The 11391-nt window shown below is 70.9% G+C and carries 8 protein-coding genes and 1 pseudogene; 5 read left to right on the top strand and 4 right to left on the bottom strand.

The annotated features are described in order from the left end of the window. Nucleotides 1–146 precede the first annotated feature (146 nt). Nucleotides 147–3032, bottom strand: a complete 2886-nt coding sequence (locus CEK65_RS15525; RefSeq protein WP_152182263.1) for an EAL domain-containing protein — start codon at nt 3030–3032, stop codon at nt 147–149. A gap of 219 nt (nt 3033–3251) precedes the next feature. On the opposite strand from CEK65_RS15525, the gene CEK65_RS15520 reads away from it, so the two are divergent. From CEK65_RS15520 to CEK65_RS15500, 5 genes are all read left to right on the top strand, one after another. Then, nucleotides 3252–3806: an RNA polymerase sigma factor gene (locus tag CEK65_RS15520; protein WP_017909180.1), complete on the top strand. Its 555-nt coding sequence runs from the start codon at nt 3252–3254 to the stop codon at nt 3804–3806. Further along, the gene (locus CEK65_RS15515) at nt 3803–4957 is read left to right on the top strand and encodes a hypothetical protein (RefSeq protein WP_152182262.1); all 1155 of its coding nucleotides are present in this window, start codon (nt 3803–3805) and stop codon (nt 4955–4957) included. The genes CEK65_RS15520 and CEK65_RS15515 overlap by 4 nt, the downstream gene beginning before the upstream one ends. Before the next feature lie 61 nt (nt 4958–5018). Further along, the gene (locus tag CEK65_RS15510) at nt 5019–5612 is read left to right on the top strand and encodes a YigZ family protein (protein ID WP_152182261.1); all 594 of its coding nucleotides are present in this window, start codon (nt 5019–5021) and stop codon (nt 5610–5612) included. Further along, entirely contained in the window at nt 5609–7375 is a 1767-nt protein-coding gene (locus CEK65_RS15505) for an ABC transporter transmembrane domain-containing protein (protein WP_152182260.1), read from the top strand. The genes CEK65_RS15510 and CEK65_RS15505 overlap by 4 nt, the downstream gene beginning before the upstream one ends. 118 nt (nt 7376–7493) lie before the next feature. Next, nucleotides 7494–7706, top strand: coding sequence for a hypothetical protein (locus CEK65_RS15500; RefSeq protein ID WP_010344257.1), 213 nt, complete (start codon nt 7494–7496; stop codon nt 7704–7706). A 350-nt stretch (nt 7707–8056) separates the two neighbouring features. Here CEK65_RS15500 and CEK65_RS15495 read toward each other — a convergent pair whose 3' ends face one another. The 3 genes and pseudogenes from CEK65_RS15495 to CEK65_RS15485 form a co-directional block, all read right to left on the bottom strand. Beyond that, nucleotides 8057–9169, bottom strand: coding sequence for a prephenate dehydrogenase (locus CEK65_RS15495; protein WP_017908538.1), 1113 nt, complete (start codon nt 9167–9169; stop codon nt 8057–8059). Next, a complete protein-coding gene (pdxY, locus tag CEK65_RS15490) occupies nt 9166–10086 on the bottom strand; it encodes a pyridoxal kinase (protein WP_152182259.1) in 921 nt (306 codons plus the stop codon). Before pdxY ends, CEK65_RS15495 begins: the two co-directional genes overlap by 4 nt. Before the next feature lie 411 nt (nt 10087–10497). Further along, a pseudogene (locus tag CEK65_RS15485) lies at nt 10498–11379 on the bottom strand (molecular chaperone DnaJ); the annotation flags it as partial. Nucleotides 11380–11391 lie beyond the last annotated feature (12 nt).

Here is an 11391-nt window from a genome sequence, read left to right as displayed (position 1 = left end):
GGGGGGAAGACGGTATCTACGCGGCAACCTGCCATGGCGGCATCTTCAGTCGCTCCAGCATCGGAGGCGCGAATCGAACAAACGCGCCGCAACGCGTCGCGCTGCGGCCAACGGGCGCATGGCGCCGCGCTCCGCACCCGATCGCCTCAAAGCAGCTGCGGCGCGGCGGCCGGGCGCCCGAGCAGATAGCCCTGCCCGTAGTCGCAACCCAGTTCGCGCAGGGTCGCCAGTTGCTGTTCGGTCTCGATGCCTTCGCCCACCGTCTCGATGCCCAGGGTGCTGGCCAGGGCGAGAATGCCGCGCACCAGCGCGTGGCTGCCGGTGCTGCCCTCGTCCTGCAGGCCGGCGACGAAGCTCTGGTCGATCTTCAGCACCGAGATCGGGAAGCGGTGCAGATAGGAAAGCGCCGAGAAGCCGGTACCGAAGTCGTCCAGTTGCGCCAGCACGCCGCGCTCGCGCAGCGCCTGCAGGATGGTCAGGGTGCGCGGTGCGTCGTCGAGCAGCGCCACCTCGGTGATCTCCACGCGCAGGCGACGCGGATCGGCGCCGGCGGTGTCGATCAGCCCGAACAGCCGTTCGGTGAAATCCGGCGAGCGGAAGTGCCGCGGCGAGACGTTAACCGAGACGTAGCCGCCCTCGCTCTGCGCCAGGCGCCGGATCACCTGCGCGTACAGCAGCCAGTCCACCTGCTCGATCAGGCCGCTCTCCTCGCCCAGGTCGATGAACTGGCTCGGCACCAGCAGCCCGCGGCTTTCGTGGCGCCAGCGCAGCAGGGCTTCGTGGCCGATCACCTCGCCGTCGCGCAGGCGCACGATCGGCTGGTAGAACGGCTCGAAGTCGCGGTTGTTGATCGCCCGACGCAGGTCCGCCTCCAGGTCGAGGCTGCGCAGCGCCGCCTCGCGCATGGCCTCGTCGAACACCACGCAGCGGTCCTGCGTCTGCGCCTTGGCCCGGTACATCGCCGCGTCGGCGTCGCGCAACATCTCCTCGCCGTTGTGGTAGCGCGGATGCCAGGCGGCGATGCCCAGGCTGCCGGACGGGAACAATTCGCGGCCGGCCACCCACATCGGCTGGCCAAGCACGTGCAGCAGGCGCCGCGCCAGTTCGCGCGCGCCGTCCAGGCCGTGCTCGCACGGCGTCAGCACCGCGAATTCGTCGCCGCCCAGGCGCGCCACCACGTCCTGGCCGCGGATCGTGGAGACGATGCGCTTGGCCACCTGCACCAGCATCTCGTCGCCGGCGGCGTGGCCGATGCTGTCGTTGACCAGCTTGAACCGGTCCAGATCCAGGAACAGCACGGCGAAGGTCCTGCCGCCGCCGCGGGCACGGGAGATCGCCTCGCTGAGCCGGTCCAGCAGATGCGATCGGTTCGGCAACCCGGTCAGCGCATCGTGCAGCGCCTGGTGGGTCAGGCGCTGCTCGGCACGCCAGCGTTCGGCGATCTGCGCCAGCAGTTGCTCGTTGACCTCGGCCAGCTCGCGGGTGCGCTCCTCCACGCGCTGCTCCAGCTCCGCGTGCGCCAACCGCAGCCGTTCCTGCGCGCGCTGCCGCGCCAGACCGCTGCCGACGTTGTGCGCGACGAAGGTCAGCAGGCGCTGGTCGTGCTCGGTGAACCGCACCTTGGCGATGTAGCTCTGCACCACGATCGCGCCGATCACCTCGCCTTCGTCGAACAGCGGCACGCCCAGCCAGCTGTAGGGGCGCTGGCCGTACTCCTGTACCTCGCCCTGCGTCAGCAAGGCGTCGATGTCGGGAAGTTCGAGCAGTTGCGGACGCCGTACCCGCATCACGTACTCGGTCAGTCCGCGGCCGCGGCGCCGTTGCGGCCGGTAGGGGGTGAACTCGTCCACCGAGTAGACGAACTCCAGCATCGTGTCGTCGTCGGACAGCAGCGCGATGTACAGGTTGCGCGCGTCGATCAGCCCGCCGACGATGGCGTGCACCTCGGTGTAGAACTGCTGCAGGCTCTCCGAGCGGATCGCCAGCTCGGCGATGCGGAACAGCGCCAGTTGCAGCGTCTCGGCGCGCTTGCGCTCCTGGATCTCGTCCTGCAGGTCGCGGTTGGCGCGCTGCAGTTCCTGGGTCCGCAGGTGCACCCGCCGCTCCAGTTGCACCTGCGCATGGCGCCGGTCCATCGCGGTCTGCACGTGTTGCGCCACGTAGGCCAGCAGCGCGCGGTCGGCGTCGGTGTAGCGCAGCGCGTAGTCGTAGTTCTGCACCACGATCGCGCCGCACACCCGGCCCTCGCGCAGCATCGGCACGCCCAGCCAGTCGCGGCTCTCCGGGCCGTGTTCGGCGTTGTAGCCCACCTGCAGGCGTTCGCGCACCTGCTCCGAGGGCCCACGCACCGCGCGGCCGTGGCGCAGCAGTCCCACGGTGAGGCTGTGCGGCATGTCGCGCAGGAAGTAGGTCTGCTCCGGATCGGCGACGAAGTCGTCGTGGCGGTCGGAGAAGTACAGAAAGCGCATGCTCTGCTGATCTTCGTCGTATTCGACGATGTAGCAGTTCTCCGCGTACATCAGCGATTCCAGCACCGCATGCACGCGCTGCAGCATCTGGCTCATTTCGAGATCGGCGCCGGCCAGATCGGCGATCTCGTACAGCGCCTGCTGCAGCTGCTTGGATTTCTCCAGGCCCTCGATGCGCGCGCGCATGCGCTCGGTGTCGAGCAGGTTGAGGCCGAAGGCGACCGCGGCCTCGCACCAGGCGGCGCGGTACGCTTCATCCAGCGGCTGTCTCACCTGCGCACCGATGACCACGCAGGCCCCCTCGACGGTGCGATGCACGTGCAGCACCGTCGGTGTCGTCGACGGCGGCAACTCGGTGGCGGCCAGTGTCTGCGCGACCAGCGCCTGCAGCCACTCCGGCGCCTCCGCGCTGGCGCCGTGGAGGCGCCCGACCACGCCGTCGCCGCAGCCGACCACCACGGCGCTGCCGGGCGGTAGCAGCCCGCACAAGGCCTGCGCCGTGCGGGCGGGCGCATGGCCGCCGGAAGCGTCTTCGCGGGCGGTGGCGGACGAATTGAACAGCATCGACAACGATTCTCCTGCAGGGCCCCCGGAACTGCTCCACGCTCGCCCTTTCACCCCCAGCATACCCGTTGCATGCACCGATCGACGCCCGATCGACCCCGAAGTGTCGCGATACGCGTTTGTCTACCCATGTTGTCCGAATGTCCGCCACCGACGCCCTCTCCCGGGCCCCCGCCTCCCGACTATGCGGCGGACCGGCGAACGCTTAGGCTTGCCGCCGTGGACGCCCCGGTCGACGCGAGCGACGAAGCCCTGATGCTGGCCTATGCCGCCGGCGACGCACGCGCGTTCGAGACTCTGTACCTGCGCCATCGCGGCCGCCTGTACCAATACCTGCTGCGGCAGCTGCGCGACCGGGCGCTGGCCGAAGAACTGTTCCAGGACGTGTGGCAGCGGGTGATCGCCGCACGCCTGGACTGGCAGCCGCAGGCCGCGTTCACCACCTGGCTGCTGCGCATCGCCCACAATCGGCTTGGCGACCATTGGCGCGCGGCCAAGCACCGCCCGCCGGCGCCGGCCGACGCCGACCTGCGCACCGCGCGCGTGCAGGACCCCGACACCCCGGAGCGGCAGTTGTCCGCCTTCGAACAACGGCGCCAGTTGCAACTGGCGCTGGATGCGCTTCCCGAGGAGCAACGCGACGTGCTGCTGCTGCGCCTGGAGCAGGAATTGAGCCTGGACGAGATCGGGCACATCACCGGCGTCGGCCGCGAGACGGTCAAGTCGCGGCTGCGCTATGCGATGGACAAACTGCGTGCGAGGTTGGGCGGATGAGCGCCGACGAACCGCTGACCCCGGAAGAGCGCGCGCTCGCCGAACGCCTGCGCCTGGGCCGGCAGGCATTGCCGCCGCCGGCGCTGGATGCGGCGATCCTGGCTGCCGCGCGCGCGGCGGTCGCACCGGGAGCCGCCGAGGTCCCGGAGTATCCCAGCAGCGCCGCGGAGCGCGCGCGGGCGCAAGCCACCAGCGCGATGCCAGCGTCCATCGCCCCAGCCCCCTCCACCTCGGCCGAGCGAGACCCCGCGCCGGCATCGCGCCCCGCCGCATCGGCGTCGCGATCACGCTGGCCGACCTGGCTGGGCCTGGCGGCCTCGCTGGTGCTGGTGGCCGGCATCGCCTGGCGCGCACGCCCGCCGGTGCCCTCGGCGCCGATGCCGTCGGCAGCGCCTGCTCCGGCAGCGACGCCTGCCACCGACGCCGCGTCTGCGCCAGCCGCATCGCCGGCACCGCCCTCCGCGGAACCGGCCCCGGATGCCACCGCGCCGGCGGCCCCCAAGGCCACAGCGCCCGCCCCTGTGACCTCGGCGCGCAGGGAAGCGGAAGCACCTGCCGCGCCACTGCCGGAGGCGCAGGCGCGCAAGCCGGTGCCCGCGAGCCGCATGCCCATGCCTCCTCCCGCGCCAGCGGCGATGGTGGCGCCAGTTGCTCCACCGGCCCCGGCACCACCGCCACCGGCGATCGCAGCGGATAACAGCGAGCCGGCTGCCGCACCGGCCGCCGAACAGCAAGCCTCCCCCGCCGCCATGGCCTTGCGCGCACCGGCGCGCGCGGCAACGACGCAGGACACCTGGGCACGCAGCGCGCCCACCGACGACGCCCGCCAGGCCAAGCTGGCGGCCGCCCCGCGCGCGCAGGCGGCAGCGACCGGGTCCTCGGAGGCGCTGTCGCTGCAACCTTCGACGTCGTCTGCCGCGCCCACTGCCGCATCGGCGCAGCCACGGTCCTCCGCTGGCGTCTTGGCGGCCGCAGTGGAAGTGGCCGTGGAGGCCGACGCACAATTGCCCCCGCGGCGCTGGCTGCAACGGATCCGCGAGCGCCGCGACGGCGGCGAACTGGACGTCGCCCGCGCCAGCCTGCTGCGCTTCCAGCGCACCCACCCGCACCGCACGGTGCCCGCAGACCTGCGCCCGCTGTTGCAGGACTGAGCCGCGCGCTGCCGGCGCCTGCGCCGCAGGCCGGCAGCGCGCCTCGTCTACAATGCTGCCGATGCCCGATACGCTCCCGCACCCCGTCAGCCACAGCGTGGAGATCAAGCACAGCCGTTTCCTGGCCCACGCCGCGCCGATCGCCGACGCCGGCGCAGCGCTGGCGTTCGTGCAGCAGGTGATGGTGGCCGACGCCACCCACAATTGCTGGGCCTACCGCCATGGCGACGAATACCGCTCCAGCGACGACGGCGAGCCCGCCGGCACCGCCGGCCGGCCGATCCTGGCGGCGATCGACGGCCAGGGCTTCGACCGCGTGGTGGTGGTGGTCACGCGCTGGTACGGCGGCATCAAGCTCGGCGCCGGCGGCCTGGTCCGCGCCTATGGCGGCAGCGCGGCCGAATGCCTGCGCCTGGCGCCGCGGCAACCGTTGCTGGCCTTGAGCCTGCTGACCCTGCACTGCGGCTTCGACGACCTGGGCGCGGTGCATGCCGCGCTGAGCGCCTGCGCCGCGGAAAAACTCGATGAACGCTTCGACGCCGGCGGTGCCGAACTGCGCCTGCGCCTGCCCCGCGATCGCGTCGACGCCTTGAAAACCCGCCTGCGCGACGCCACTCGCAATCGGGTCCGCTGTTCGGAACCCGCCCCCGCATGAACACCCCGTCGGCCGACCAGGCCAAGTCGCTGCGCAGACTCGGCAGCCTGCGCACCCTGTGGCCGTTCGTGCGTCGCCGGCGCGGCCTGCTGATCGCCTGGCTGGTGGCGCTGGCGATCTCCTCCAGCGCCACGCTGAGCCTGCCGGTCGCGGTACGGCAGATGATCGACCACGGCTTCAGCGACAGCAGCCGCATCAATCAGTCGTTCGCCCTGCTGTTCGCAGTCGCGCTGGTGCTGGCGGTGGCGACCGCCACGCGCTTCTACTTCGTGTCGCTGCTCGGCGAGAAAGTCGTCGCCGACCTGCGCGAGCGCCTGTACACGCACCTGATCGGCCTGCACGCCGGGTTCCACGACCGCAACCGCAGCGGCGAACTGGTCTCGCGCCTGTCGGCCGACAGCGAACTGCTGCGCGGGGTCATCGGCAGCACCATGTCGGTGGCGCTGCGCAGCACGGTCACCGCGGTCGGCAGCGTGGTGATGCTGTGCGTGACCAGCCCGCACCTGGCCGCCTACACCCTGCTCGGCATCCCGCTGGCGGTGCTGCCGATCGTGCTCGGCGCCCGGCGCCTGCAGAAGATCTCGCGCGCCAGCCAGGATCGCGTCGCCGACGCCAACACCCTCGCTGCCGAGACCCTGGGCGCGGTGCGCACGGTGCAGGCCTACGCGCGCGAAGGCTACGAACGCGGCCGCTTCGGCGAGGCGCTGGCGCAGACCGTGGCGGTGGCGCGGCGCCGGGTCGGTGCACAGGCATTGATCACCGCCGCGGCCATCGTGCTGATCTTCGGCGCCATCGTGCTGGTGCTGTGGTCGGGCGCACACGAGGTCGCCGCCGGCGAATTGAGCGCCGGCGCGCTCGGCCAGTTCGTGCTGTATGCGATGTTCGGCGGCGGTTCGGTGGCCTCGCTGGCCGAGGTCTGGAACGACCTGCAGCGCGCGGCCGGCGGCATGGGCCGCATCGCCGAGCTGTTCCAGGAACGCCCCGACATCGTCGCGCCGGCGCAGCCACGCGCGCTGCCGCAGCCGCTTCGCGGCGAGGTGCGCTTCGACAACGTCAGCTTCCGCTACCCGCAGCGCCCCGATCACCCGGCGCTGGACGGCTTCGATCTGCACGTGCGGCCCGGCGAGAGCGTGGCCCTGGTCGGCCCCTCCGGCGCCGGCAAGAGCACGGTGCTGGCGCTGCTGATGCGCTTCCACGACCCGCAATCGGGCAGCGTGCAGGTGGACGGCCTGGACCTGCGCACGCTGGACCCGTCGCAACTGCGCGCGGCGATCGGCTTGGTGCCGCAGCACCCCACCCTGTTCGCCGCCAGCGCCGCCGACAACATCCGCTACGGCCGGCTCGAGGCCAGCGAAGCCGAGGTCGAGGCCGCCGCGCGCGCGGCCGAAGCCGACGCGTTCCTGCGGCAACTGCCGGAGGGCTATGCCAGCGAACTGGGCGAACGCGGTGCGCGCCTGTCCGGCGGCCAGCAGCAGCGCATCGCCATCGCCCGCGCACTGCTCAAGGACGCGCCGATCCTGTTGCTGGACGAGGCCACCAGCGCCCTGGACGCGCAGAGCGAACACGCCGTGCAGCAGGCGCTGGAGCGGCTGATGGCCGGGCGCACCACCCTGGTGATCGCGCACCGCCTGGCCACCGTGCTGAAGGCCGACCGCATCGTGGTGATGGACCATGGCCGCATCGTCGCCCAGGGCACCCACGCCGAGCTGCTGGCGCAGGACGGGCTGTACGCCGAACTCGCTCGCCTGCAGTTCATCGACTGAGCACGCCGCGCTAACGGCGGCGGGACTACGGTCGAGCCGCGTCTGCTGCGGTCCGCGCGTGTCGCGAATGCCGCTGAGGCGTACCGCATTCGATGCAGCGTTCGACAGGAGGCTTCCGATGTCCTTTCGCCAATTGCCCGCCCTCGGTCCCGACGGCGAGGCCTATCTGATCACCGAGTTCCAGGACGATGCGCCGCGCCAGCAGCAGGCGCAGCACGACCCGCACGCCGACAGCGGACTGCGCTACGAACTGGCCGACGGCCGCAAGCTGATCCGCCGCGGTCAGCAGTTCGTCACCACCGGCGGCGAGTTGACCCTCACCGCGGTCTAGCATCGCCACCACGCTGTGCCGCCATGCCCTGTCATCGCCACTGGCGTTCGGGGTGCTGGCGGCAAGCTGGTGAATTTTTCGCCACACGGCTTGACAGGCTTGCGCCGCAAGGCGTGCCGCCAGTTATCCACATGTTTGCGCAGTGGCCATCCACATGCGCTGTGGATGAATCCAGCGGTGGGCGTCGTGCGTCCATGTGTTCTGGAGCGCAGCTGAAGCCGCGAGGAGCGAAGCGGTGCGCGTTCCGATGGCGCACCGCGGCGGGACTGAAGTCCCTCCAACACTGCCCCAGCCCACTCGCCGCAAGTTCCTGCAGGAGTGGCTTCAGCCACGACGGCGTGCTGTGCAATTCACCCCGCCAGCACCCGCCCGATCCCACTGGCATCGATCTCCGCCGCCGCGCCACGCACCGCCCCCGCATCGCTGGCCGGATCGAAGCCGAGCCGAAAATGCAGCTCGCCCGCCTGCGTGCGCGAGGAGTGGATCGAAGCGAGATTCACCCCATGGCGCTCGAACACGTGCAGCAGCGCGCGCAACGAGCCGGCGCGGTCTTCCGGCAAGTAGACGCTGAGCGTGGCCTGCTCGGTCAGATCGGCGAGCAAGTACCCCACGCGTTCGTAGCTGTAGTTGCCCTGCGCGATCGCCGCCTCGCCCAGCGCCTGCCGGTTGGCGTCGAGAAACTCGGCACGAAACTGCGCGCGTGCGGCATCGTCGCCGCGACCGACCTGATCGCGCAGCCGCGACAGCTGCGCGATCAGCCCGTCCAGCACATCGCCGACATGCGGATTGCCGAACTGGATGTCTTCGTAGATGGCCGGATTCAGGGCCAGGATGCGCGCGATGATCGCGGTATCCAGTTCGAACGAGGCCGAGCGGTACGGCAGCAGCGCCTGCAACGGCCCCAGCGCCGGCGCATGCTCGCGCAGCACGCCGGCCTGGGCCAGATGCGTGGCGTGGACCATCGCCTGCACCAGCGCCATCACCCGGTCGTGGTGTTCGGGCGTGGTGCGCACGCACTCGCCTTCCAGCGCCGCGTACAGCTGCTGCAGCCAGGCCTGCCACTGCGCCACCCGCGCCTCGCAGACCACCAGCACGCGGCCCTTGAGCGTGGGCGACTTCGGCGGCGCGGTCATCGGATGCAGGCCGGCCACTTCCGCCTGCGAGGCCAGCATCGCCGCCACCGGCGCGGCCTTGACCGAGGTGACGTCCAGCCAGAGCTGGTCGCGCTCGCGGCCGCCGGCGCGCTGCACGTACTCGCCGATCAACGCCGGCGTGTGCCGGATCGGCGCGGAGAAGATCAGCACCTGCGCCTGCTGCAGCAGCGCCTCCGGCGCCAGCGACTGCGGGTCGGCCGGATCGTGGCCGATCACCTGCAACTGCATGCGCTCGCGGAAGAAGCGGCTCAGCCAGCGACCATAGGCGCCGGCGCTGCCGACGATGCCGACGACCGGGTGCAGGCTCACGCCAGGCGCTCGGCGACGAAGCGCAGCGGCGTGGCCAGCGCAGCCGGCGCCGCCGCCAGCACGTCCAGTTCTTCCACATCCGCGGCCAGGGTCGCCTCCAGCGCCGCATGCACGCCGGCGATGGCGCAACCGATCGCCGCCTCGAAGCTGTCGCCGCGCAGCAGGAAGGCCACCAGCAGCGCCATCAGCACATCGCCGGTGCCGGCGACATCCACCGGCAGCAATGGCGAGCACCAGCGGTAGACCGCCTCGCGGCTCACCGCCAGCGTGACCAATTGCCCGGCATCGCCGCCGACGCTATGCGCGAGCACCCACTGCGGGCCGCGCGCCAGCAACACACGCGCCGCGGCGATCGCCTCGTCCTGCGCCAGTGCCGGCATGCCGGTCAGGCGGCCGAGTTCGAACGCATTCGGTGTCACCAGCCACGCGTGCGGCAGCAGGCGTTCGGCGAAGATCGCTTCCAGGCCCGGTTCCACGTAGGGACCGGTATGCATATCGCCAATCACCGGGTCCAGGCAGTAGCGCAGCGTCGGGCACTGCGGCAGCGTGGCGTCGAGCCAGTCGGCGAAGGCGGCACCATTGCCGACGCTGCCGAAGTAGCCGGACACCAGCATGCGCGCGCGTTGCGGCAGGCCGCGTTCGCTGGCGCCGAGCAGCAGATCGGCGAACCAGTCCGACGGCAGCACCTTGCCGCGCAAGGTCGCATAGAACGGCGCATTGCTCAGCAGCGTGGTCGGGATCTCGGCCACGCGCAGGCCCAGCGCGCGCAACGGCGGCACCGCCGCGCTGTTGCCGGCGTGGCCATAGACCAGTTGCGACTGCACGGAAATGACGTCGACCGGCACCGGCCCGTCGGGGCGCTGGCGGCGACCATGAATGAGATGACTTGCAGCGGAGCTGTCGGCGGAAGCGTTCATCGCCTTAGTGTAGCGCCGGCGCAAGAGCGCCAAGAGGCGCGTGCATGCGCCGTGTTGCGGGGGCTTTCAGCAACAACGGCCTCAGCTGCGACGCTCCGACGAGAACGCGTCGCGGCTGAAGCCGCTCCTGCAACGGGGGCATGGTGCGGGGAGACGCCCACGCACAGCCAGCATCGAAACTCCCAATTCTCCGCTGCGCTCAGCGCGCGAAACATTCCAATGTGGGAGGGGCTTCAGCCCCGACGCGTTGGCGGTAAAGGGTCGGGGCTGAAGCCCCTCCCACAAAAAGCCTGGCAGCGGCCAGGAACGTTTGGAAAATCGCGAATCCCGGCTTTTCAACAGCCGCAGGCTGTCATCCCGAATCACGAATCCCCAGATTTTCAAGCAGCCGGATGGCTGATCATCCCGGCTTCACGACGTCATCCGGTCCCAGAACCCCTTCACCCCATCGATGAAGGTCGCCGACTTCGGCGAATGCTTGCGCGCATCCTCGCCGGTGAAGGTGGATTCGAACTGCTCCAGTAGCTTGCGCTGGTCGGCGGTGAGGTTGATCGGGGTCTCCACCACCACCCGGCAGTACAGGTCGCCTTCGCTGCGGCTGCGCACCGAGCGCACGCCCTTGCCGCGCAGACGGAACAGCTTGCCGGTCTGGGTCTCGGCCGGAATGCGGATCTCCGCCTCGCCGCCGAGGGTGGCCACGCGCACGGTGTCGCCCAACGCCGCCTGCGAGATGCGGATCGGCACCTCGCAGTGCAGGTCGTCGCCGTCGCGCTGGAAGATCGGGTGCTCGCGCACGCGCACTTCCACGTACAGATCGCCGGGCGGAGTGCCGGCCGGACCGGCCTCGCCCTCGCCCGACAGGCGGATGCGGTCGCCATTGTCGACGCCGGCGGGAATCTTCACCGACAGCACCTTGGTCTCTTCCACGCGCCCGGCGCCATGGCACACGCCGCACGGGTTCTGCACGATCTGGCCGCGGCCGGCGCACTGCGGGCAGGTCTGCTGCATGGCGAAGATGCCACGCTGGATGCGCACCTGGCCGCGCCCGTGGCAGGTGCCGCAGGTCTCGACCTTGCCGTCCTCCGAGCCGCTGCCGTGGCAGTGCTCGCATTCGCTCAGGGTCGGAATCTCGATGCGGCGCTCGATGCCGGCCACCGCTTCTTCCAGGTCCAGCTCCAGCACGTAGCCGATGTCGGCGCCACGCCGTGGCGCACGCCCGCCTCCGCCGGCGCCGCCAAAGATGTTGCCGAAAATGTCGCCGAAGATATCGCCCATGTCCGGGCCGCCAGGGCCCTTCTTCTCTTA

The sequence above is a fragment of the Xanthomonas sp. LMG 12459 genome (assembly GCF_009192905.1).
Classification (GTDB): domain Bacteria; phylum Pseudomonadota; class Gammaproteobacteria; order Xanthomonadales; family Xanthomonadaceae; genus Xanthomonas_A; species Xanthomonas_A sontii.
Note: the sequence above shows the minus strand (reverse complement) of the source record. Positions and strands in the feature narration are given on the sequence as shown.